This is a genomic window from Nostoc sp. KVJ3, assembly GCF_026127265.1.
Classification (GTDB): Bacteria; Cyanobacteriota; Cyanobacteriia; order Cyanobacteriales; family Nostocaceae; genus Nostoc.
The window spans coordinates 1,435,115-1,457,587 of record NZ_WWFG01000002.1; the positions used below are offsets into that span (position 1 = coordinate 1,435,115).

Below are 22,473 nucleotides of genomic sequence, written 5' to 3' on the forward strand. Positions count from 1 at the left end.
TGGACTAATTGCTAGCCACAGTCATGGCTAGAGGAATTAAAAATAAGCCTCTGCGAAATCTTTGCCTCTAATTCCCAAACGTATATCAGCTAAACTTTTTTAAGATATCCAAAATAGTGACGCATTAAGGTTGGAATTTCAAGAATCAAAACTCGGCAGAGTTAAAACTATTCTGCCGAGTTTTGTTGTTAATCATCTCCCCCTCTTATCAATCAATTATGAGTGAAACCAGTTCTTTCTCGCCTCATAAAATCATTGGTGTTGCAGTAATTTGGAATGACCAAAAGCAAATTTTAATCGATCGCCGTCGTCCAGAAGGAGCAATGGGTGGTTTATGGGAATTTCCTGGCGGTAAAATTGAACCTGGTGAAACTATCAGCGAGTGTATTCAACGAGAAATTTCCGAAGAACTGGCAATAGAAATTGAAGTGGGAGAGCATCTAATTACTATTGACCACACCTATACAAATTTGCGCGTTACCCTCACAGTACATCACTGCCGCCATATTAGAGGTGTTCCCCAACCTTTGGAATCTGATGAAATTCGCTGGGTAACTTTGGAAGAACTAGAGCAGTTTACTTTTCCTAAAGCAAATACTCAAATTATTGCTGCTTTAAAAGCGAATAGGGAATAGGGCATGGGACATTGGGAATAGGAAAGAGTTTTTAATAGTGAATTGCCCAATGAATGCCTAAGACTTCGGCTTCTCTACATCTACAAGACGCTGTTCGCATTCGCTTAGTATAAGTGCCCAATTCCCAATTCCCAATTCCCACTACCGTAACAATCTATTAATTGCATCAGGTAGAGTCCCGCAATTTTCTACAATAGGCGCAGAGACTTTGATTAAGGGTGTCAAGCAAATAAATGCCTAAAATTGTTGCCGATGTGATGAGCCGCGATCCTATTGTCGTTCACGCGGAAACTCCACTGAAGGAAGCTATCCAAATTCTTGCAGAACGCCACATCAGCGGACTACCTGTTGTGGATAATGTTGGGAAATTGGTGGGCATTATCTCAGAAACTGATTTGATGTGGCAAGAAACTGGTGTTACTCCACCTGCGTACATTATGTTTCTTGATAGCGTTATCTATTTAAAAAATCCTGCTACTTATGACCGAGACTTGCACAAAGCACTTGGGCAAACCGTTGGGGAGGTGATGAGTAAAAACCCGATCGCTATTTCCCCTGATAAAACTCTAAAAGAAGCCGCTACAATCATGCACGATCGCAGCGTTCATCGCTTGCCAGTACTTGATGGCACAGATCAAGTAATTGGTATCCTGACTCGTGGTGATATTATTCGGGCAATGGCAGCAAGTCAAGATTAATCGCGTCTGTCTTTTTTAAACCTTTGAAAATCAAGGATAACTAAATGAGTATTACTTCGGAGTCTGTTAAGCAATTGCTAAGTTCTGAGGATTTAGGCGATCGCTTACGTGCAGTAAATCAAATCCGCCAACTGGAACCTGCGGTTGGCTTTAAATTGATTCAAACTGCCATTAGCGATCGCAATTCCCGTGTCCGTTACTCAGCTGTGAGTCAAATGGATACACTGGGAACCCAAGATTTACAATTATCCTTAGATATCTTGCGCGATCGCTTGCTTCATGACTCTGAAGTAGATGTCCAAGCAGCAGCAGCAGACTGTTTGGGTGCGCTAAAGCTACGTGAAGCTTTTGAAGATTTGCAGCAGCTTTATTATACAACCAGTGAATGGCTAATACAATTTAGTATCATTGCCACATTAGGAGAGTTAGGCGATCCACGAGCCTTTGAATTGCTCAAAGAGGCACTCTCATCAGAAACCGAATTAGTACAAACTGCTGCTATTAGTTCTTTGGGTGAATTGGGAGATTTACAAGCAGTTCCCCTGTTAGCTCCCTATGCTACTAATCCAGATTGGCAAATTCGTTACAGACTTGTACAAGCCTTAGCTCGTTTGGGTAATGCAGAAGCCAAATCTATATTAGAAACTCTGGCTGATGATGAAGTAGAAGCGATCGCAACTGAAGCTAAAAATTCTTTGCAATCAGTATAACAGGATAAAAAAATCGATCTGGTTGGTAAAATTTTGCATTCCAGCCAGATCGAATAGATAAATTCGAGTGACTTTCAGTTTCTAAAAGTCACTTGTTCCATACTAAACAACACTTTTACGGCGGCGAGACATCGCCATTACAGCACCTACTGCACCCAAGCCTAGTAATGCAGCTGGTTCAGGAACAGAAGTGGTGAAGGTAGAACCAGAAAAGGTCAAATTAGCCAGTGAACCACCAGTAGTATTGAGAATTGCATCTGCATCAGCAACAGTAGTATTATTTCTTTGGAAAGATAAGCTTCCTGCTCCTTGAGTTATCTCACCAGTCGCGCTGGTAAAGTATCCCCACAAATCAACTGCTATAGTAATGTTTGCGCCAGTCTGAGTTATTTTGTAATCAGAAGATGTCAACGTAAAGATATTACTGCCATCCGCTAGAGAAGTTGTATTTTCGCCATTCAGAACTATACCGGGAAGAGTAAGATTACCAAGGTCTAGAAATGGGTTTTGCACAGTATCGCTTGCGAATGAGATGATATCACGTATACTTGCTGAATTGAAATCTAAGAAACTTCCTGTCTGAGCGGCAATAGCAACTGGGGTACTCTTTACTCCATTGGAATCTGCGATAACGCTATCTGGAGTAAAGGTTAGTGAATCTTTTTTCAATGTTACTAAACTGCTAGCAAATGGATTCTGAGTTAGACCACCGTTAAAACTGAACTCACCTGTAAGTGCAGCAGCTTGAGCAGAACCAGCAGATGTAAATAACCCAGCAGCAACTAAGGGAAGTGCAGCAGTAGCAGCTAGAGTAGCGTTTAGTAATTTAGATTTTAAACTAATCACGATCATTTGAGAATCCTAATAATAACTTTGACGGTAACAATTATTTGTTTGACTTGTACTATCAGTAATTTATTTAAAATACTGTCAGTGAAAGCGGCACTTACGTGACGTATTTCTTATTTCCATAAAATCACATAGATTCTGAGTATGCAATATTTACTTAGTGGTCTTCATTACATCTTTAATTACTGAGTAGTATTCATAAAATTTTAATTTCTTGTATATATAGTCTTCGTATATTTGTCATTTAATAAGGTTGAAATTGTGGGCAATAGTTTTGGATTTAATCAGGTTAATTTCAGTAGATAAAACACAATTATTACTTTTTATTTGTAAGGATTACTCAACCATTTTTTAGATAAATATAGTAAGCAATCTATTTATAGCAATCCTGAATCATTTCTGATCAACAATATCCCCAACAACTTTTATGGAGTTGGGGATCTGGGCGTTACAATTCTCACAAATCAAGTATTCCTGGCGTTGCTAAATCGAGGTATGAACTTGAATGTAGAGACGTAAAATTTTTACGTCTCTACAAGGATTTTTCACTGCAATACACAATCGTTTTCATACCGCAATTAGCAACGCCGTATTCCTATAGCTATTATTGTGATTCTCAAAGGTGTTATACCAATTCTGTATGAAGATGCACAAATAATACCCCCCTGTAGTCCCCCCAAGGCATCCTACGGTGTACACACATCTTTGTGCTAAGTGCAAAATGTGGCTTGATCCCCCTAAATCCCCCGATAAATTGGGGGACTTTGATTCTTTTCCCCCTTTTTTAAGGGGGGTTAGGGGGGATCAAAACGTTGTGGGGCTAGGGTTATAAGACTTGTGTGTACACCGTAGCCAAGGCATCGGGGGGTGAATTATATGCAGCTTCACAATTGAAGAAGGCAGAAGGCAGAAGGCAGAGGGCAGAAGGAACTTTTTCGTTGGGGATTCAGACCCCAACCAATTGTAAGCACCGTATAGACGGTGGGGTTTTATACCCAAGTTCGGTTCGGTCACAGGCAGAGGGAGGAGGCAGTATTCCCTTCTGCCTTCTTCCTCCTGCCCTCTGCCTTTCTTGATAAATGGTGTTAAACCTTTCAAATGTTAAGAGGCAAATACCTGTGGCCAAGTTGTTACAACGAAAACTACAACTGCGGCGATCGCTAACAACCCTTGAATCAAATTTCCCACCAAAGAGCCGACTACAATTCCTATACCTGCTTTAACCGCCAACCCTAATTCACGTCGATAAATATACTCACCAATAATTGCCCCTAAAAGCGGGCCTAGTAAAATTCCTAACAGTGGCCCCCCAAAAGGCAATGTTGGCAATAATCCCAAAAATCCCAGCACCAAACCGACAATTGCACCAATTTGCCCCCACTTACTTGCTCCAGCTTGCCTTGCTCCCACATAGCTAGCTAAAAAATCTACTCCGACACTGAGCAGTAAAACTATAATTGTCACAATTAGAGGAATCTTGATAGCTGCGAAGGAACTACTAACGATTCCCCAGACGATAATTGCAATTAAAATTAAGCTGCTACCAGGAATGGCTGGAACTACAGCACCAATGATACCCACAACCATTACGGCAATTAATAGCCAATAAATAATTTGCATAGATAAATTTCTAAATTTCCGAGTAGGTACACACATTTGTGCGCCCCTACTTTATATTTTATCTGGGCAAAATGCTAAAATTTCTCTGCGATCGCTCTTGGCTCATCTTGGTAATTGTGGGTTGTAGGAACATACCCTTAGCCATAGGCGCACTGAAAGCACAAGCCTTTCGTACTAACTGAACTTGCCAAACACTCCAAAATAAAGCTCAAAACCCATGACGAGAAAAATTTTAACTGGACTGAGTTCAGAAGCCTACGAACACCCTTTCGATCGCAAAGCCTTGGCTTCTGTGCAAAATATGCCTGGTGTTTCCTTGCTACTGAAGAAAGTTAACGAATACGGTATCGATCGCTTACTCAGGCTGCAAAGCCTTGGTAGTGAAATCAGAATTTCGTCCCGTAATTTTCCTCAATTGCATGAAGCATTTGTAGAAACCTGCCAAATTCTTGATGTTACTCCACTTCCTGAACTATATCTGTTTCGAGGTACAGGCCACATTGAAACCTATATTGTTGGAGTGGAGAAGCCCCTTGTAGGTATCAATTTAGATGCAATGGAGTGGCTTGACGCGGATGAGTTGCTTTATGTTTTTGGACACGAAATTGCTCGCATCAAGAGTCAACACATGGTTTATCATCAAATGGCAATTGTGATGCCAACTTTAAAAAATTTGTTGAGCAGTACCACGTTGGGGGTAGGTGGTTTGCTAGCTGGTGGTATGGAATTGGGTTTATATAATTGGCGGATGATGGCTAGGTTCACTGCTGATCGGGCTGCAATGCTTGCTTGTCAAGATATTAACGTAGCAACGACTACACTGATGAAACTTGCCGGTTTGCCAGATGAGTATTTGACTACTGCTGTAATTGAAGATTTCCTTATCCAAGCCCGTGAGTTTGCAGCCAATAACTTTGATAGTGTGGATAAAGTCACCAAAATACTAAGCTATACAGAATCTGGGCTTTCTTGGGTAGTTATGCGCGCTGGCGAATTATTAAAATGGGTTGATTCTGGAGCTTATGATAATTTAATTCAACAGACAAATTTAAATACACCAGAAGAACCGGAAGCAAAAGAAGAAAAGACACCAGAAGAAAAAGAAGGGTGGAATTTTTTGACTTCTTGGTGAAATAATTTTAGATTTTAGATTGCCCAATAGCGTAGCGTAAAGCCTACGGTATGGCTTCGCCTTAAGCGAGTCCACGAGCGTCTTTGAGATGAAATCCAAAATGCGCTTGTGACGCTTAAGTAGCTAGGCACAAATAAATTAAAGTTCGTAGTCGGGACTTTAGTCCTGATAATCCTAGTTTGTAGTGAGCGATGAATCGCTCACTACAAACTAGGATTTTATTTTATGTTTAATTATGTCTACCTACTAAGAGTAACGGCTAATTTATCAGCAATTCCCGCAATCCAATTTTCATCTTGTTTGGTGTAACTGCGAGGAGCATTCGCTCCTAAAATTAGCGCCCCTTGGTTGCCAATAGGTTGACAAATTACACCTTGAGTATTCTCTGGTAAATAATCAAATTCAACTCTACCGGGATATATTTTTAGGGCAACTAGATAAATCGGTTTTTGTTTTTCGAGTACCTGTTTTAAGATTACTCCCGGTACAACTTCAGATTTAGTACCCAAAATCCCGCGACGCAACAAAACTTTACCTTGATAATAAACGACTAGCGATCGCGTTACTGTATTAGTCAACAATAAGTGAGATGCCCAGGCTAGTTCTGTTTTCACTACTTCCGGTAAATCTGGTGCGAGAAAAAACCCTTCTTCTCCAATTAGTTCTACAATATCAGGCGATCGCGGCTGAACTTGCTGCCAAATTAAACCCGTTAAAATTAACACCGCACTCAAAACCACGCCGACGACATCACCACGTGATTGCGACTGGGTTAGTTCCGGTGTCAATAAACGGTTAATCAATAAAAGTAAAGCGCCTAGCCCACCCACAACAATAGGTAGACGCCGCAAAACTCGATTAGGATCAGGTTTAGTCATTGGGAATTGGGCATTAGACATTAGACATTAGACAATAATTAATAGTTCTTCTCCCCCTGCCTCCCCTGCTTCCCCTGCTCCCCCTGCCCCCTGCTCCCCTGCCCCCGCTCCCCTACCTCATCTCCTCACTCCTCCCCTGGTTCAATAATTCGCTGGAAAAGATAACCAGTACCCCGTGCTGTCAAAATCAATTCTGGGTTGCTAGGATCATCTTCTAACTTTGCCCGTAAACGTGATATATGCACATCTACTACACGGGTATCTACATGACGTTCTGGTGTGTAACCCCAAACTTCTTGCAAAATTTCCGAACGGGAAAAAGCTTCACCAGAGCGACTAACTAGCAACTCTAACAAGCTGAACTCCATACCTGTCAATCTAATTCGCTCATCGCCTTTGTAGACTTGTCGCTTATTCGTATCGATTTTAATATTAGCGACATGGATTACCCCAGAACTGGGAATACCAGAAGCACCGTTTTTATCTACCCGCCGCAGCACTGAGCGAATCCGGGCTTCTAGCTCCTTGGGGGAAAATGGTTTAACTACATAGTCATCAGCACCCAATTCTAATCCGGTGATGCGATCGGCGACATCACCCAAGGCTGTTAGCATAATAATGGGTACATCTGATTCTTTTCGTAATTCTTGACATACACCATAGCCGTCTAGCTTTGGCATCATCACATCCAAAACTACCAGATCGGGATCAGTTTTGCGAAAAGTTTCTAAAGCTTCTTCCCCATCCCCAGCAGTCACTACATCGTAGCCAATCATGGAAAGGCGCGTTTCCAAAATCCGGCGAATGCTGGCTTCGTCGTCTACCACCAAGATTTTTTCTTTATGGCTTTCCAAGTTTCTCTAGGCTCCTTAACTAAAAATTTACATGATTAATTTTTAATACCATAATATTAAGATATCATTCCATGAATTGATTTGGAAAAAGCTCTAAATACTACTATTATTGGTTTTTAGTTTTTCCCAAGAATTAAGTAAATATTAAGAATATTTAATAAGAATTAATAATGGCAAAGCCAAAAACCTTTTTCACTTGTAACGAATGTGGAGCAGAATCGCCCCAGTGGTTTGGTAAGTGTCCAGCTTGCGGCACATATAATTCTCTAGAAGAACAGATTAGTATTCAGTCTTCAGTAGATGTACCCAGTCGAGGGGGAGTGAGTAGTTGGCAATCAGCTCAAAATAATGGCAAATCCCACTCTAAACCAGCTAAAGCGCGAGCCTCTTTAACATTTGACCAAATTACCGATCGCCAAATTGCTCGTTGGGAGTCTGGTTATGGAGAATTGGATCGAGTGCTTGGTGGTGGAGTTGTCCCCGGTTCTATGGTGCTGATTGGTGGCGATCCAGGGATTGGGAAATCAACTTTATTGTTACAAGTCTCAAATCAATTAGCACAGAAATATCGCATCCTGTACGTAACTGGCGAAGAATCGGGACAGCAGGTAAAATTACGAGCTTCTCGTCTGGGAGTATCAAAACCCCTAAGTGTAGTGAATGAAGAGGAGGTAAAAGTAGTAATAGATCCTACACTACCCATAGACCCTGACAGTATCGGTGCAGATTTATATGTACTGCCAGAAACAGATTTAGAAGAAATTTTACGAGAAATAGATTCTCTAAAACCAAACGTGGCGGTGATTGATAGTATCCAAACGGTATTTTTTCCGGCGCTGACTTCTGCACCAGGTTCGGTGGCTCAGGTGCGGGAATGTACAGCAGCATTAATGAAGGTGGCGAAACATGAAGATGTCACTATGCTGATTGTAGGACACGTCACCAAAGAAGGGGCGATCGCAGGGCCAAAAGTTTTAGAACATTTAGTAGATACAGTATTGTATTTTGAAGGCGATCGCTTTGCCTCCCATCGGTTATTACGGACAGTGAAAAACCGCTTCGGCGCAACTCACGAAATCGGCATCTTTGAAATGGTGGCTGAGGGACTGCGAGAAGTTTCCAATCCCTCAGAGCTATTTTTAGGCAACCGTGACGATCCCGCTCCCGGTACAGCAATTGTCGTTGCTTGCGAAGGAACTCGCCCCATAGTTGTGGAATTGCAAGCTTTGGTAAGTCCCACCAGCTACCCGTCACCCCGTCGGGCTGGGACTGGCGTAGATTATAACCGCTTAGTGCAAATTCTTGCCGTCTTAGAAAAACGGGTGGGAATTCCCATGTCAAAGTTAGATTCTTACGTTGCATCTGCGGGTGGGTTGAATGTGGAAGAACCAGCAGTAGATTTGGGAATAGCGATCGCAATTGTAGCCAGTTTCCGCGATCGCATCGTCGATCCCGGTACAGTACTAATCGGTGAAGTTGGATTAGGTGGACAAGTGCGATCGGTTTCCCAAATGGAACTGCGGTTAAAAGAAGCTGCTAAATTGGGATTTAAAAGAGCGATCGTGCCAAAAGGGACAAAATTCCCCGACTTGAATATTGAGATATTACCAGTATCTAAAGTAATAGATGCCATTATCGCCGCCATCCCCCATCAAGAATTAACAGCCGACGATTTAGAACCCGACGAAGATGAATAACTACATAGCCTCCTTTTTAAACAGGGTTGAGAGGATCTAAAACTCCATTTCTCCTCTCTCTGTGTTGCGCCAGGTGCTACAACGGGGGGAACCCCCGCAACGCACTGGCTTCTCCGCGTCTCTGTGGTTCGTAATTTATTTCTTGTAATATTTACCACCCCAAAGGACAACCCACAATGACAGCTCTCACCCAAGACTACCAAATCACTTGGGAAAAACTACCCGATGATTACAAACTCCCAGACGATCCAGTAGACAACATCAACCAACCAGCCTTAGCTGCTGCACTCACAGAAAGCCTACAATTAGCCGGAAAAATTTCAGCTAACGCCCTAACAACCACTAATTACGGCATCTGTGCTACTCTGAACAACAAAATGGTCATTAAAGCGCCTGATTGGGCTTTCATTGCCAAAATTAATGTTAGTAGAGAAGAAGTAACACGCAGTTACACACCTCAATTACAGGGTGATATTCCCGTAATTGTGATGGAATTTATTTCCGATACACAGGAGACAGAATATTCTATCAAAGCGACATATCCCCCAGGAAAATGGTTTTTCTACGAGCGCATCTTAAAAGTACCAAACTACATTATCTTTGAGCCAGATAGCGATAGTTTCGAGATGTATCGTTTACAAAATACAGAACAGTACATTTTGCAAGAGCCTGATGAAAATCAACGTTACTGGATACCGGAAATGAATCTTTACCTTGGGGTGCGGGAAGGAAATCGTGAAAACCGCATAGGAAAGTGGTTACGATGGTGGGATGAACAAGGAAACCTTTTACCTTGGGGAACAGAATTAGCCGGACAAGAACGCCAACGTGCTGAACGACTAGCAGCACAATTGCGGGCGGCGGGAATTGAACCAGAGGTGTGATTGAAAGCCACAGATCCCCGACTTCTTTAAGAAGTCGGGGATCTTGTTTCTCACAAATGATTAACCCTGTTTTGTCACTCTAGGCAGAGGAAAAGTACAAATCAGGGTGATTCATGAAAATAAAAATTGAACTGGTGAGGTTATAAATAATAGATTGAAGTTTAGAAAACCCCAAATCTAGTTGAGGAATAGGAAAAACTGTCAACCAGGGGTATATCAGGTTGAATAAAGTAAAAGGTTGAATTATTAAACGGAGATTGTTAAGAATATTCTTCCAACCTTTACCATCATCCCACCGGGGGTGATCAGCCAATTTTGATGGAGACTTTGCTGGAGAAGGCTGCATTTGTTCAGAGTGTAGACTAACCATCAAGTAGCTACTACAAACAATCTCCCACCATCGTTCAATATCTTGATAGTGAGTCAAACGGTAATCAGCCCAACCTAATTCATTTTTACTTTGCTTCAAGCCATATTCAACCCAAGTTCTTAAACCATAAAAGTTTCCCACATCTCTTGGTGTAAGGTCTGGGTATTTGCTCATCACATACCAAGTAGTGTTACCAGGTAATTTCTCTCGATCTGTAGTAATCTGCCAGTACCTATTTTCGCTACGTTTACCATAAATTATTTCTCTGATAAACCTATTTTCACTACTCAGATCAGAAAATACTCGTTTAAACTTATGCCACTTCAAATATTGAGTGTATTGTCTTGGAGGTAGCTTTACAGAATGGTTTGAGCGAATTGCTACTATATAGTTTTTCTTGAATTCATCTAATACAGCTATGAAGTTCTTACCACTTTCACCATATAAACTATCTGCCAGTACTAAGTTAAAGTTAAAACCCATTGATTCTAGCTTTCTCATCAGTATTGCCGCTATTTCAGGTTTAGTGCGATACTTATCCCCTGGCTTTAACCTTTCACGAGGCTTATATACTTCAAACAGTAGTGGAAAAGTCATCCCGCAGAACACACCATACGCTGTTACTGCCACAATTCCGTTCTCTACTTTCCCAAAATTTCCTATATACTGCCGTTTCACATAATCTGTATTATTCCCTTTTTTTTTATCTCCTGTCTCATCAATAATCAGAATGATTGGTTTACCTTTTAGAACTTGTAAAATTAGCTCTAGTCGCAAAGCTCTTAACTTCTCTATATCCCACGGTGATGTAGTTAAAAAATGATGCAAACCTTGCTGGTTATCCAATCCTACAATTTTTGCTATTTCTGGTAGGGTTTTCCGTTTTAGTTCAGAAATACACCCTACATGAAGGTACTTAAAAGCCTCGAAGCTCCTAACATCTGGAAACAGGCTTTTATACCATTGACAATATTCGTCCACGAATTTGACTGTTGGTGCGGCTGGACGAGGCTGTACCATGCTCTGTATCTTGGTTCTAGCGTTTTTACGTTATTATACTACTGCCAGAGTGACAAAACAGGGTTAAGTAGGGCTGAATACCAGTTGTTAGACAAGATGAAGGTTTAACAACTGCGATCGCTATAGGTTGATTACGATTGAATATACTGTTTATTGTAGGCTCCATCAGAATCGCCTAAAATCTCCGTTGCCAAACGCGCTAGCGATGAAACAAATCAAAATTATTGTCGAAAAACATTCTGACGGTTATGTTGCCTATCCTCTTGGTATTAAAGGGGCTATAGTTGGTCAAGGTGACACTTATGAAGAAGCCTTAGCCGATGTCAAGTCAGCTATTCGCTGCTACATTGAGATATTTGGCAAAGAAATACTCGAAGATGAATCACCAGTAATCGAAGCTTTTTTGACAGAGGCAGAGGTAGCTATTTAATGCCGAAGTTTCCTGTCAATGCTCCGAAGAAGAAAGTTATAAAAGCATTTGAGTTGCTGGGTTTTTGCATTGTTCGGGAACGTGAACATATTGTCATGGTGCGAGAAAATGAAGATGGATCGCAGACACTATTAGTAATGCCTAAGCAATCTCAAATTAAATCAGGGACATTAAGATCAATTTGTACTCAAGTAAGTATCTCGCGGGATGAATTCTTAACAGCCTATGAGCAAAGCTGAGTAAAGATGCCAAAAACTGATATTTATGGTGTGCCAAAATAAATATCAGTAAAACTACGGTTTTGACCAATGGCGTGGAATCCAGGGCAGGAATTGTTTGGTAGGCGCTACATAATCGAGAGAAAATTGGGCGAGGGTGGAGTTGGTATAACTTATCTCGCTAAAAATGAACGGGGTCAACTTCGCGTAATTAAAACCTTGCGCCAAGAAATACGAAATTTTCCTACCAGAGAAAAGTATTTTAATTGGATAAAATATTTTAATTGGAAAAAGCAACAAGCTAAACTCAAGCAAGACTTCAAGCAAGAAGCATCGCTCCTGGCGTTATGTCGCCATCCTCACATTGTAGAAATAGAAAATATCTTTGATGAGGGTGACTTACCCTGTATGGTGATGGAATACATTGAGGGTGAAAATTTAGCTCAGGGAATAGACAAAAAAGGAGCATTACCAGAAGCAGAAGCACTGCAATATATTCGGCAAATTGGCGACGCTTTGATACTAGTTCACTCTAAAGGTTTGCTGCATCGAGATATCAAGCCAGACAATATTATGATACGTGCAAGTAGGCAAGAAGCCGTACTTATTGACTTTGGCATTGCTAGACAATTTATTCCTGGTACAGTTCAACGCCATACAGAGAGTCAGACTCCTGGTTATGCGCCACCAGAGCAGTCTTTATCTAATGCAGAACGCGGAGAATATATTGATGTTTATGCCTTAGCAGCAACCCTGTATGCTTTGGTGACTGGACAAGCAGCTAGGTCAGCATTTGAAAGAAAGTACAACTATAACCTGAAACAACCCCAATATTTAAATCCTACTATTAGCGACAGGGTGAATGAGGCGATTATGAGGGGGATGGCGCTAGATTACAAGTTGCGTCCCCAGTCAGTGCAGGAGTGGTTACATTTGTTGGATGCGGCAATAGTAGCACCAACACAACCAGTAGCATCTTCATCTTACACACCCCCATCTTGGGAATGCGTCCATAATATTCCGGGGATTTCTGGAGAAATAGCCCTTAGCCCCAAGGGAGATATTTTAGCAAGTGCGGCAGGTAAAGTTATTCACTTGTTTTCATCAACTACAGGTCAACTTCTCCGCACCCTGAGTGGTCATTCCATCTCGGTTAATTCCATCGCCATCAGTAGTGATGGGCAAATGTTGGCTAGTGGTAGTTCGGACAACACTATCAAACTGTGGAATGTGGCAACAGGGAGAGAAATTCGCACCCTCACGGGTCATTCCAATTCAGTTAATTCCGTAGCCATCAGTAGTGATAGGCAAATGTTGGCTAGTGGTAGTTCGGACAACACTATCAAACTGTGGAATGTGGCAACAGGCTCAGAAATTTGCACCCTGAGTGGTCATGCCGAATCGGTTAATTCCGTCGCCATCAGTAGTGATGGGCAAATGTTGGCTAGTGGTAGTTCGGACAACACTATCAAACTGTGGAATGTGGCAACAGGGAGAGAAATTCGCACCCTGAGTGGTCATTCCAAATGGGTTACTTCCGTCGCCATCAGTAGTGATGGGCAAATGTTGGCTAGTGGTAGTTGGGACAAGACTATCAAACTGTGGAATGTGGCAACAGGCTCAGAAATTCGCACCCTGAGTGGTCATTCCAAATGGGTTACTTCCGTCGCCATCAGTAGTGATGGGCAAATGTTGGCTAGTGGTAGTTGGGGCACTATCAAACTGTGGTCAGTGACTACAGGAAGAGAAATTTGCACCCTGAGTGGTCATTCCAAATGGGTTACTTCCGTCGCCATCAGTAGTGATGGGCAAATGTTGGCTAGTGGTAGTTATGACAAGACTATCAAACTGTGGAATGTGGCAACAGGAAGAGAAATTTGCACCCTGAGTGGTCATGCCGAATCGGTTAATTCCGTCGCCATCAGTAGTGATGGGCAAATGTTGGCTAGTGGTGGTAGAGACAAGACTATCAAACTGTGGAATGTGGCAACAGGTAGAGAAATTTGCACCCTGAGTGGTCATGCCGAATCGGTTAGTTCCATAGCCATCAGTAGTGATGGGCAAATGTTGGCTAGTGGTAGTTGGGACAAGACTATCAAACTGTGGAATGTGGCAACAGGCTCAGAAATTCGCACCCTGAGTGGTCATTCCAACTCGGTTAATTCCGTCGCCATCAGTAGTGATGGGCAAATGTTGGCTAGTGGTAGTTGGGGCACTATCAAACTGTGGTCAGTGACTACAGGAAGAGAAATTTGCACCCTGAGTGGTCATTCCAAATGGGTTACTTCCGTCGCCATCAGTAGTGATGGGCAAATGTTGGCTAGTGGTAGTTGGGGCACTATCAAACTGTGGAATGTGGCAACAGGAAGAGAAAGCACCCTGAGTGGTCATTCCAACTGGGTTACTTCCGTCGCCGTCAGTAGTGATGGGCAAATGTTGGCTAGTGGTAGTTGGGACAAGACTATCAAACTGTGGAATGTGGCAACAGGCAGAGAAATTTGCACCCTGAGTGGTCATTCCGGTAGGGTTACTTCTGTAGCCATCAGTAGAGATGGGCAAATCCTGGCTAGTGGTAGTTTGGACAAGACTATCAAACTGTGGGAAGTGGCAACAGGTAAAGAAATTTGCACCCTCAGTCATTTTGACTCAGTTATTTCCGTCGCCTTTACTCCCGATAGAAGTTGTCTTGCTGCTGGAGATATTAGCGGAAATATCAAAATTTGGCGACGCAGCTAGTTGTGCAATAACAGCGTCAAAATAGTATTAGGACTTGACAAGGTATTTCGTTGTTAACATACACTGCCTAGAAATTTATTTCCGGTTTAATAACGCAAGTCCATTAAAATGGATAATTTGTGGGAGTTAGGATTAAACAATATATGAACGTCAGGTTGCATCCCCATGCACAAGCACGATTAAATGAACGTGGAGCAACAGAAGTAGAAGTTATTGCCACAGTCGAAAATGGTGTTACCTTTCTGGCTCAATTTGGTAGAACTGGATTTAGGTGTAACTTTCCCTTCAATGCTGAATGGAATGGCAAGTTTTATACTACTAAAAAAATTGAGGCAATAGCTGTTCAAGAGGAAGAAGACTGGTTAGTTATTACAGTCATCGTCAAATACTTTTAAAGAGAAAAATTCCATGAAAATTACCTACGACCCAAGATACAACATAGCTTATATCTATCTCCAAGAAAAAACTGCACAAGTAGAAACAATTCAAGTCAGCCAAGAAATGAATGTAGATATTGCTCCTGATGGCACAATTTATGGAATTGAATTGCTCAATGCTAACCAGCAATTAGGTGCTGATGAACAGGGTAAATTAATCGTAGTCAATGAAGCATTAGGAGAATCTGCCGAAATTAAGTTGTTACTATAGTAATCCTAAATCATTCGTGAACAAAAAGATCCCCGACTTCTTGAAGAAGTCGGGGATCTGAGACCGACGATTTTGCAGTAGTTCCTGGGAAGAAGCTGAAGAAAATCGTTTACAATGCCACAAAGACTTTACCTTCGGTCAAGAATGGAATGGTAAGGTTTATGCTACAAAACGAATCCGCCCGATATTCATGGAAAAAGCCACAGAAATTGTAGTTATAACCGTTTACACTTATTACTTCTAAACAGAGATATTCCTATGAAAATTAGCTATGATGCCGAAGTTGATGCTCTCAGTATCACTTTCCGCGAAACCACTGTAACAACGCAACATTTAGCTGAAGGAATCGCCGCCGATTATGATGCAGAAGGACAATTAGCTGGTATCGAGATATTAGATGCTGTCAAACGATTTGGCGGACAAGAAACTCTCCGCCAAGTAATTATTGAAAGAATAGGTTTGTCAGTTACTAGTGAAAACATGACAAATGTTGAAAAAACAACAGCCTGACAATGAAAATTACTTACGATCCAAGGTACAACATAGCTAAGAGTCGCACATCGTAAAGATATTTATAGAATTTTTCCTTGATACAATATCTTTAGAGAAACACATATCATAAATTGTATCGCGCTGACTATGACAACCGTAATTGCTAGACCTTCATCCTTGATTGGCAGTATCAGAATAGAAAAGCTGAATAAATTTAACCTATTCAAATTTAATGATGAACTGCAAGCACGGATGGAAGAACTTTTAGAACGCAAAAAAGCTGATTTACTAACTCCAGAAGAAGCGATTGAACTTGAAGAAATTGGAGAATCTTACTCCCCTTCCCTTGTAGGGAAGGGGCTGGGGGTTAGGTCTATATTCCACTCAACCGAGAAGCCCTACAAACCCTATTGCTCTTTAACCTACAACTGTTTAGTTCTAAACACAAACTTTTTAACTTCAAACGAAAACATTCTCACTTCAAACCGGAAATTTCTCGTTTAAAACCAGAACATTCTCACTTCAAACCAAAAACTTCTCGTTTAAAACCAGAACATTCTCACTTGAAGCCGGAAAGTTCTCGTTTAAAACCAAAACATTCTCACTTGAAACAAGAACGTTCTCACTGACAACAGCAAAAATTAAGCTTCCGACTAGAGAGTTTTTACTTGAAACAGAAACACCCAAGCTCAGAAGCTCAAAGCTTTAGGTTTTTAGGTAGAAGCGTTGAGTTAATTTCTCGACTTAGGGAACTCCAAATAAAAAAATACTCAATTACTTCTTGTGGGGTGGGCGACACGATAACCCATAGCCAAGGGCGGACAAGATGTCCACCCCACAAGATTGGATAATTTATTTGTTGGAAGTCCCTTATGAACTTTGTGGTTGCACTTTTTTAGCTTTCCGGGCAAATCTGCGTCCTAAATCATCAATCATTGACTCTAAACCCGCGCCTTTACCACTGACTTTCGCATAGTTATATACCATCAACCCCGCCGCATAAGCTTCGCTACCAACAGCCACAGATGTATCATCCACCAGTTCTTGCAGTTGCGTCAATGACAGCAAAATGGGATACAGGGCTTCAAATAATTCGATATCTTGGCGCATTTCATTCAAGTCAAAAGAACGAGGTAAGAAGTCAGGGTTTTGTGTACCGATTTCCAACGCCTTACTCACAAACGCCCGACTCTTATCCCCCAGCTTGGGTAAAGCTTTACGCTCCTCGGTTGTCAAATCAATCAAGAACGGTAACTTTTCGCGAATAGTAGTAATAGCTTGCATCACGGCTTCCCTGTCTGCGGAGGAAAGTTTTGCACTGACTTTATTATCTGCCATTTTTCATACACCTTTAATGGTACTAAATTTCAGTATTCCCAAAATTACAGCGTTTTTCACGTAAATGAAGTACATAGGTAGGGGCACAGCACTGCTGTATCCTTAAAATCATCTGTACCTCACGCCTGTTGCAATCTGCTGTAATTAGCAAAGATGTACAATAACAGCGTCAAAATAGTATTAGGACTTGCAAACAATCAATCAGATGTCGGAAAAATGCTAGAAATAACCAAAAATTACGACAAGAATGCCAACGTGCCGAACGACTGTGATGACTTAAATATTTAGGAAAAATTATTAAAAGCCATAGCTACTTGACTTCTCACGAATGATTTAGGATTGCTATGGAGAATAGTTAATTAAAAATTATTGAGAGGAACTGTCTATGTTTGGACTAGGATGGCCAGAAATCGCTGTAATTACCATAGTCGCTGTTCTAATTTTTGGCCCTAAAAAAATTCCCGAACTGGGCACTGCACTAGGCAAAACCCTACGTGGCTTTAAGGAGGAGATGAAAACCCCCAGTGATGAAACCAATCCAGAACAAGAAAAACAATAGTCAAGAGTCGTAATAATTCGTAATTCGTAATTCGTAATTGATAATATACAAGTTCCCACTGATTACAATTACGAATTAGTGATTATTGGGTTATTTTGATTTTTGACTCTTGACTTTTAACTAGAGTAGTGTATTGACTACAGAAGAAGGGGCGATTCCATTTTGGGAATCGATAACAGTTGTGCCAGTATTTTGTTGATGTGTCTCTTCTTTCGCTAAACCACGCAGCTTAATTAACTTAATAGCCCTAGTCACACTTTCTGGTAAAATTACCACCAGGCTGTTATCGGGAGCCATGTCTAAGCCTTTATTAATCGCTTGGGTTTCATCTAAAATTGATTCATAGCGGCTATCAGGCTTAACTTCGTTGATGCCTTGAATAATCAACTCAGCAGCTGAACCCCGTAAGCGTCCCCGTGTGTCATCGTCTTCTTTGACGATGATGTAGTCAAAAGTTTGTGCTGCTAATTTGCCCAAAGTCACAAAGTCTTCGTCGCGGCGATCGCCTGGCCCGCCAATTACGCCAATGCGTTGTCCTGTAGTCCAGTTCCGCACAAAAGCACCTACAGCTTCGTAACTGGCTGCGTTGTGGGCATAATCTACCAAAGCGTGGTAGTTGCCTAAATTAAATAAATTCATCCGTCCTGGGGTTTGACTAACTGAAGCTCGGAAGGTCTTCAAACCAGCCCGAATCTGCTCAATTGTGACATTTTGTACGAATGCTGCCAAACTTGCGGCTAAAGCATTGGCAATCATAAACGGCGCACGTCCGCCCATTGTTAAAGGTATATTTTCTGCTCTTTCTATGCGGTGTGTCCAATCACCTTTAACAATTGACAAATAGCCACTTTCATACACTGCGGCTACTCCACCCTTTTGGATGTGCTTCCGCACCAATTCCGAGTCGGGGTTCATGGTGAAGTAAGCAATATTAGCCTTGGTTTTTTCTGACATGGCAGCGACGCGGCGATCGTCGGCATTGAGTACCGCATAGCCATCAGGGAATACGGCTTCCGCTACTACGCTCTTGAGGTTAGCTAACTGCTCAATGGTATCTATATCGCCTATTCCTAAGTGGTCTGAGGCTACATTCAATACCACACCCACATTTGCGGCTTCAAAGCCCAATCCAGAGCGGAGAATGCCACCGCGAGCCGTTTCCAGCACTGCTACTTCCACTGTGGGATCTTGGAGGATGACGTGGGCGCTTTGAGGGCCTGTGTTGTCGCCAGCTTCTACCAAGTAATCACCGATATATGTTCCGTCGGTAGTTGTATAACCTACTACTTTTCCAGTCTGTTTATAAATATGTGCTAGTAGTCGGGTAGTAGTGGTTTTGCCATTAGTACCAGTAATGCTAAGGATGGGAATTTGGCTAGATTGCTCGTTGGGAAACAGCATATCCATGACTGCGCCAGCGACGTTGCGGGGAATACCCACACTAGGGGCGACGTGCATCCGAAAGCCGGGAGCAGCGTTAACTTCCACAATTACGCCATCTACTTCTCGCAGAGGACGGCTAATATCTGTGGTAACAATATCAAGTCCGGCGATATCCAAACCGATAATCTTGACTACCCGTTGTGCTAACCACAGATTTTCTGGGTGAATTTCGTCGGTACGGTCTACGGCGCTACCACCTGTACTTAAGTTGGCTGTTGCCCTGAGATAACAAAGGGTTCCTTTGGGTGGAACGCTATTTAGGGTATAGCCTTGTCTTTCTAAGAGTTGGTAGCTGGTGCGGTCTAGTTCAATCTTGGTTAGAACGTTATCATGTCCTTCGCCGCGATTTGGATCGAGGTTTGTTTCCTCAATCAATTCGGAGATGGTTGATCGACCATTGCCAATGACGTGAGCCGGAACGCGTTCGGCGACTGCGACTACTTTGCCATTTACCACCAGTACCCTGTGGTCGCGCCCAAGGTAATATCTTTCGACGATAATTGACCGAGATACCTGTCTAGCAGCTTCATATCCGGCTTCCGCTTCTTCCCAAGTTCTGATGTCAATGGTGATCCCACGTCCATGATTGCCATCAACTGGCTTAAGGACGATTGGATAGCCGCCAACATATTCAATGGCTTGTTCTAGGTCGTCTAAGAAGTTAATTACTGTACCTCTGGGGACTGGGGCACCTGCCGCAGCGAGGATGCGTTTAGTGGCTTCTTTGTCGCAAGCTAGTTCTACGCCGAGAATGCTGGTGTTGTCCGTCATTGTGGCTTGCATCCGCTTCTGATTCACGCCATAGCCTAGCTGAATCAAAAAGCGGGCTTCCAGAGACATCCAGGGAATACCTCTTTTTTCCGCTTCTTTAACGATCGCTTCCGTGGAAGGGCCCAAGGAAGCATCACGGGTGAAGTCTTTCAGGTCTTGAATATCTTGCTCTAGTTCTGCTTTGGGATAACGGCCTCGATCGACGATACTCTGGCATAGCCGCACTGCGGCTCTTCCAGCGTAGCGTCCCGCTTCCTCATTCTGATACTCGATTACTACTTGATAAATTCCGGGTGTGGCAGTTTCGCGGGTGCGACCAAAGCCAACATGCATACCAGCTAATTCCTGGAGTTCTAGGGCTACGTGTTCTACGATATGGCCGATCATAGTGCCTTCTTTGACTCGCATCAAAAAACCACCACGACAACCGGGCGAACAATAGTGACCCTCCAGACTCGGCAGCGCCTCAACTAGTCCTTCATAAAAGCCAGGGATTTCATTCGAGGGCGACTCGGCAAGGGTTTCTAAATCGAGGCGCATGACGATCAGCTTGTGGCGTCGAATGCTCCAATAGTTTGGGCCGCGTAAGGTCTGGATCTTGAGGATTCTCATGGGAATAGGTAGATGGAGATTCGGAACCAAAATTCTAGTTTCTTACTGTAATTGACCGCTAAACTGTTCGTTGCAAACAGTTTTTTCTTTTTACATAGTATTCTCATCATTTTTCTACAACAAGAAATAAATGTGCGGCCAACTGATTTGGGATTTTAGATTTATGATTTTGGATTAAAAGAGACAATTAGGGTACTTAGCTCTAGTATTTTAGATTTACGATAGCGTAGCGTAAAGCCTGGGTCATAGCTTCTCTACGAGATGCTCTTGCTAGCTTGCTTCTCTGTAGGAGTACGCTGAGAACGTGTTCTTGAGGTTTTTTAGATTGTTTTCGCCAACTTTCTGGCGGTATCTGCCGAAAAGCAAAGCTCTTTTAATCTAAAATCCGTTTTGAAAAGTTTGCTAGGTCGGGAAACCCTCCTGACAACTTTTCCCAAAATCCAAAATCTAAAATTTGTGGTCTACGTCAGTGTAACCTTAGATACTCTATCCCGTCAGCTGGAGATTCGGTGTACAGCAGGCAATACAGTGCGCTGGTACAGGTGGAAGCGATCGCCGTAGCTGAGGATATGGAGACGTAAATTATGCATTGTTAATGGTTCATTAGCACCAACATGGGGTTCGTTGGTGTGGGTGGCTTCAGTGGGATCGACAATGGTGACACTGCCTTTACCCATAACTTGTAACCAACCATCCCGTTCAAACACTGCACAAGTATCTTCGTCAATGCCAATACCTAAGCGATCGGGGTGAGCAGCGATCGCACTAATCAGCCGCCCCATCCGATTCCGGTTGTGAAAATGTTGGTCAACGATGACTTCAGGGATAAACCCCAAACCCGTTGCCATATCAACTAGGGAACGATTTGGCGACTCTCCACTCCCGCCGCCAGCAATCATGTGATGCCCCATCACTGCCGCTCCTGCACTGGTGCCTGCTAAGGTCAGTTGCCCCGCCCTCACTCTCTGTCGAATAATTTCCATTGCTGGCGTATCTGCCAATACACCACAGAGACGCAGCTGATCTCCTCCTGTCAAAAATACCCCACTACAGGCTTCTAGGGATGCTTTGATTTGGGAGGCTTCACACTGTTCTCGTTCGCGGATGTCTAAAATCTCTACTTTTTGGGCACCCATTTCTTCAAAAATGCGAATGTACCGACCACCAATGATGGCGGGTTCGCGAGAGGCAGATGGAATAATTGTAATATAAGCCTTACTAGCACCGGCACGTCCAAAAAAAGTTCGTAGGATTTCGCGCCCATGAACTTTGTCTTCTGCGCCTCCGATAACCAGAACGGCGGTTTTAGTTGCTTGGGGTGTCCTCATTTCTAGCGATTTAGCTTGTAATTGCGGCATTTTGTTTCTCCTGTCAACAACTTCAGGTGAATTTCACAAGGATCAGTTGGCTGATGATTTTTGCGCTTTGCAACTTTTGAGAGGACACTTTGTGGAAGTTTTGAAACTGGGCAGCCACTCTCCGAATTCTCGCTTAACGCTCGCGTTGCCTCAGTCTAAACGTGTTTGTTCCCATTCCTCAAAGCCAGGGCCTTGTTTTTCACCTGTCCACTTGCAGCAGGGCAAAATAGTCTTTAGGGGGCTAGATTCCCCCTCTGGGGCTGGGGACGAGCAGGTAAGACTACGCTTTTTTCTGAGGCTGGCTCGATGCATCCTGGAAGTTGTTAACTTGATATGATTATTAATTTAAATGTACTTGTGACAACATTTAAACATAAATTAAGTAATTAGAAAAACTTTTGATCCCATCTAAAATCCAGGAGTCCTGGTAGTTTTAGATACTATTGATAAAGTTTAACTGGAGTTTGACTCGACCTTGGCTTGGCGGTGTTTGCTAGACATCCAAATTTAAGATTAGTGTC

General features: G+C 42.6%; 21 protein-coding genes and 1 pseudogene. 14 read left to right on the forward strand and 8 right to left on the reverse strand.

The features are described 5' to 3' along the window. The first annotated feature begins 218 nt into the window (after window positions 1-218). The 3 genes from mutT to nblB all read left to right on the forward strand — a co-directional run bounded on the left by mutT (window position 219) and on the right by nblB (window position 2,043). The gene (mutT, locus tag GTQ43_RS22195; protein ID WP_265274906.1) at window positions 219-635 is read left to right on the forward strand and encodes an 8-oxo-dGTP diphosphatase MutT; all 417 of its coding nucleotides are present in this window, start codon (window positions 219-221) and stop codon (window positions 633-635) included. A 233-nt stretch (window positions 636-868) separates the two neighbouring features. Further along, on the forward strand, window positions 869-1,333 hold the full coding sequence (locus GTQ43_RS22200) for a CBS domain-containing protein (RefSeq protein WP_265274907.1): 465 nt from the start codon (window positions 869-871) through the stop codon (window positions 1,331-1,333). A 44-nt stretch (window positions 1,334-1,377) separates the two neighbouring features. Then, the gene (gene nblB / locus GTQ43_RS22205) at window positions 1,378-2,043 is read left to right on the forward strand and encodes a phycobilisome degradation protein NblB (protein ID WP_265274908.1); all 666 of its coding nucleotides are present in this window, start codon (window positions 1,378-1,380) and stop codon (window positions 2,041-2,043) included. Window positions 2,044-2,145: 102 nt separating this feature from the next. On the opposite strand, the gene GTQ43_RS22210 is transcribed toward nblB, so the two are convergent. Next, the gene (locus GTQ43_RS22210; protein ID WP_265274909.1) at window positions 2,146-2,889 is read right to left on the reverse strand and encodes a PEP-CTERM sorting domain-containing protein; all 744 of its coding nucleotides are present in this window, start codon (window positions 2,887-2,889) and stop codon (window positions 2,146-2,148) included. 1,104 nt (window positions 2,890-3,993) lie between these two features. After that, complete coding sequence (locus GTQ43_RS22215; protein WP_265274910.1) at window positions 3,994-4,512, reverse strand: DUF456 domain-containing protein; 519 nt, start codon at window positions 4,510-4,512, stop codon at window positions 3,994-3,996. A gap of 217 nt (window positions 4,513-4,729) precedes the next feature. Between GTQ43_RS22215 and GTQ43_RS22220 the strand changes: the two genes are divergently transcribed. Beyond that, the gene (locus GTQ43_RS22220) at window positions 4,730-5,644 is read left to right on the forward strand and encodes a M48 family metallopeptidase (protein WP_265274911.1); all 915 of its coding nucleotides are present in this window, start codon (window positions 4,730-4,732) and stop codon (window positions 5,642-5,644) included. A 239-nt stretch (window positions 5,645-5,883) separates the two neighbouring features. Here the strand turns inward: GTQ43_RS22220 and GTQ43_RS22225 are convergent, their stop codons facing one another. Together GTQ43_RS22225 and rpaB are read right to left on the reverse strand one after the other, a co-directional pair. Further along, a complete protein-coding gene (locus tag GTQ43_RS22225; protein ID WP_265274912.1) occupies window positions 5,884-6,522 on the reverse strand; it encodes a cofactor assembly of complex C subunit B in 639 nt (212 codons plus the stop codon). 125 nt (window positions 6,523-6,647) lie between these two features. Then, window positions 6,648-7,376 (reverse strand): response regulator transcription factor RpaB, encoded by a 729-nt coding sequence (gene rpaB / locus GTQ43_RS22230; protein WP_265274913.1) that lies wholly within the window; start codon window positions 7,374-7,376, stop codon window positions 6,648-6,650. Between the two features lie 170 nt (window positions 7,377-7,546). On the opposite strand from rpaB, the gene radA reads away from it, so the two are divergent. After that, the gene (gene radA / locus GTQ43_RS22235; RefSeq protein WP_265274914.1) at window positions 7,547-9,073 is read left to right on the forward strand and encodes a DNA repair protein RadA; all 1,527 of its coding nucleotides are present in this window, start codon (window positions 7,547-7,549) and stop codon (window positions 9,071-9,073) included. Window positions 9,074-9,249: 176 nt separating this feature from the next. Further along, complete coding sequence (locus GTQ43_RS22240) at window positions 9,250-9,957, forward strand: Uma2 family endonuclease (RefSeq protein ID WP_265274915.1); 708 nt, start codon at window positions 9,250-9,252, stop codon at window positions 9,955-9,957. 79 nt (window positions 9,958-10,036) lie between these two features. On the opposite strand, the gene GTQ43_RS22245 is transcribed toward GTQ43_RS22240, so the two are convergent. Further along, window positions 10,037-11,347, reverse strand: a complete 1,311-nt coding sequence (locus GTQ43_RS22245) for an IS701 family transposase (protein ID WP_265274916.1) — start codon at window positions 11,345-11,347, stop codon at window positions 10,037-10,039. 205 nt (window positions 11,348-11,552) lie between these two features. Here GTQ43_RS22245 and GTQ43_RS22250 point away from each other — a divergent pair, with 205 nt between their 5' ends. From GTQ43_RS22250 to GTQ43_RS41820, 7 genes and pseudogenes are all read left to right on the forward strand, one after another. Beyond that, window positions 11,553-11,777: a type II toxin-antitoxin system HicB family antitoxin gene (locus GTQ43_RS22250; RefSeq protein WP_265274917.1), complete on the forward strand. Its 225-nt coding sequence runs from the start codon at window positions 11,553-11,555 to the stop codon at window positions 11,775-11,777. Further along, entirely contained in the window at window positions 11,777-12,016 is a 240-nt protein-coding gene (locus GTQ43_RS22255) for a type II toxin-antitoxin system HicA family toxin (protein ID WP_265274918.1), read from the forward strand. Before GTQ43_RS22250 ends, GTQ43_RS22255 begins: the two co-directional genes overlap by 1 nt. A gap of 69 nt (window positions 12,017-12,085) precedes the next feature. Continuing rightward, window positions 12,086-14,731, forward strand: a complete 2,646-nt coding sequence (locus GTQ43_RS22260) for a serine/threonine-protein kinase (RefSeq protein WP_265274919.1) — start codon at window positions 12,086-12,088, stop codon at window positions 14,729-14,731. 143 nt (window positions 14,732-14,874) lie between these two features. Then, window positions 14,875-15,126, forward strand: a complete 252-nt coding sequence (locus tag GTQ43_RS22265) for a DUF4258 domain-containing protein (RefSeq protein WP_265274920.1) — start codon at window positions 14,875-14,877, stop codon at window positions 15,124-15,126. Window positions 15,127-15,139: 13 nt separating this feature from the next. Then, a complete protein-coding gene (locus tag GTQ43_RS22270; RefSeq protein ID WP_265274921.1) occupies window positions 15,140-15,379 on the forward strand; it encodes a DUF2283 domain-containing protein in 240 nt (79 codons plus the stop codon). A gap of 258 nt (window positions 15,380-15,637) precedes the next feature. After that, window positions 15,638-15,889, forward strand: a complete 252-nt coding sequence (locus GTQ43_RS22275) for a DUF2283 domain-containing protein (RefSeq protein WP_265274922.1) — start codon at window positions 15,638-15,640, stop codon at window positions 15,887-15,889. Window positions 15,890-16,018: 129 nt separating this feature from the next. Further along, window positions 16,019-16,201 (forward strand): annotated as a pseudogene (locus GTQ43_RS41820) (hypothetical protein); the annotation flags it as partial. A gap of 540 nt (window positions 16,202-16,741) precedes the next feature. On the opposite strand, the gene GTQ43_RS22285 reads toward GTQ43_RS41820, so the two are convergent. Continuing rightward, on the reverse strand, window positions 16,742-17,209 hold the full coding sequence (locus GTQ43_RS22285) for a hypothetical protein (RefSeq protein ID WP_099102204.1): 468 nt from the start codon (window positions 17,207-17,209) through the stop codon (window positions 16,742-16,744). Between the two features lie 385 nt (window positions 17,210-17,594). Here GTQ43_RS22285 and tatA point away from each other — a divergent pair, with 385 nt between their 5' ends. Next, the gene (gene tatA, locus GTQ43_RS22290; RefSeq protein ID WP_265274923.1) at window positions 17,595-17,768 is read left to right on the forward strand and encodes a twin-arginine translocase TatA/TatE family subunit; all 174 of its coding nucleotides are present in this window, start codon (window positions 17,595-17,597) and stop codon (window positions 17,766-17,768) included. 120 nt (window positions 17,769-17,888) lie between these two features. Here tatA and cphA read toward each other — a convergent pair whose 3' ends face one another. Then, entirely contained in the window at window positions 17,889-20,594 is a 2,706-nt protein-coding gene (gene cphA / locus GTQ43_RS22295) for a cyanophycin synthetase (RefSeq protein ID WP_265276516.1), read from the reverse strand. Between the two features lie 494 nt (window positions 20,595-21,088). Then, entirely contained in the window at window positions 21,089-21,952 is an 864-nt protein-coding gene (locus GTQ43_RS22300) for a cyanophycinase (RefSeq protein ID WP_265274924.1), read from the reverse strand. Window positions 21,953-22,473: the final 521 nt, after the last annotated feature.

Bases quoted from the DNA above. Each gene is read 5' to 3' on its own strand.
- mutT (WP_265274906.1), top strand. From the start codon at position 219: ATGAGTGAAACCAGTTCTTTCTCGCCTCATAAAATCATTGGTGTTGCA.
- GTQ43_RS22200 (WP_265274907.1), top strand. From the start codon at position 869: ATGCCTAAAATTGTTGCCGATGTGATGAGCCGCGATCCTATTGTCGTT.
- nblB (WP_265274908.1), top strand. From the start codon at position 1,378: ATGAGTATTACTTCGGAGTCTGTTAAGCAATTGCTAAGTTCTGAGGAT.
- GTQ43_RS22215 (WP_265274910.1), bottom strand. From the start codon at position 4,512: ATGCAAATTATTTATTGGCTATTAATTGCCGTAATGGTTGTGGGTATC.
- GTQ43_RS22220 (WP_265274911.1), top strand. From the start codon at position 4,730: ATGACGAGAAAAATTTTAACTGGACTGAGTTCAGAAGCCTACGAACAC.
- GTQ43_RS22225 (WP_265274912.1), bottom strand. From the start codon at position 6,522: ATGACTAAACCTGATCCTAATCGAGTTTTGCGGCGTCTACCTATTGTT.
- radA (WP_265274914.1), top strand. From the start codon at position 7,547: ATGGCAAAGCCAAAAACCTTTTTCACTTGTAACGAATGTGGAGCAGAA.
- GTQ43_RS22240 (WP_265274915.1), top strand. From the start codon at position 9,250: ATGACAGCTCTCACCCAAGACTACCAAATCACTTGGGAAAAACTACCC.
- GTQ43_RS22245 (WP_265274916.1), bottom strand. From the start codon at position 11,347: ATGGTACAGCCTCGTCCAGCCGCACCAACAGTCAAATTCGTGGACGAA.
- GTQ43_RS22250 (WP_265274917.1), top strand. From the start codon at position 11,553: ATGAAACAAATCAAAATTATTGTCGAAAAACATTCTGACGGTTATGTT.
- GTQ43_RS22255 (WP_265274918.1), top strand. From the start codon at position 11,777: ATGCCGAAGTTTCCTGTCAATGCTCCGAAGAAGAAAGTTATAAAAGCA.
- GTQ43_RS22260 (WP_265274919.1), top strand. From the start codon at position 12,086: ATGGCGTGGAATCCAGGGCAGGAATTGTTTGGTAGGCGCTACATAATC.
- GTQ43_RS22265 (WP_265274920.1), top strand. From the start codon at position 14,875: ATGAACGTCAGGTTGCATCCCCATGCACAAGCACGATTAAATGAACGT.
- GTQ43_RS22270 (WP_265274921.1), top strand. From the start codon at position 15,140: ATGAAAATTACCTACGACCCAAGATACAACATAGCTTATATCTATCTC.
- GTQ43_RS22275 (WP_265274922.1), top strand. From the start codon at position 15,638: ATGAAAATTAGCTATGATGCCGAAGTTGATGCTCTCAGTATCACTTTC.
- GTQ43_RS22285 (WP_099102204.1), bottom strand. From the start codon at position 17,209: ATGGCAGATAATAAAGTCAGTGCAAAACTTTCCTCCGCAGACAGGGAA.
- tatA (WP_265274923.1), top strand. From the start codon at position 17,595: ATGTTTGGACTAGGATGGCCAGAAATCGCTGTAATTACCATAGTCGCT.
- cphA (WP_265276516.1), bottom strand. From the start codon at position 20,594: ATGAGAATCCTCAAGATCCAGACCTTACGCGGCCCAAACTATTGGAGC.
- GTQ43_RS22300 (WP_265274924.1), bottom strand. From the start codon at position 21,952: ATGCCGCAATTACAAGCTAAATCGCTAGAAATGAGGACACCCCAAGCA.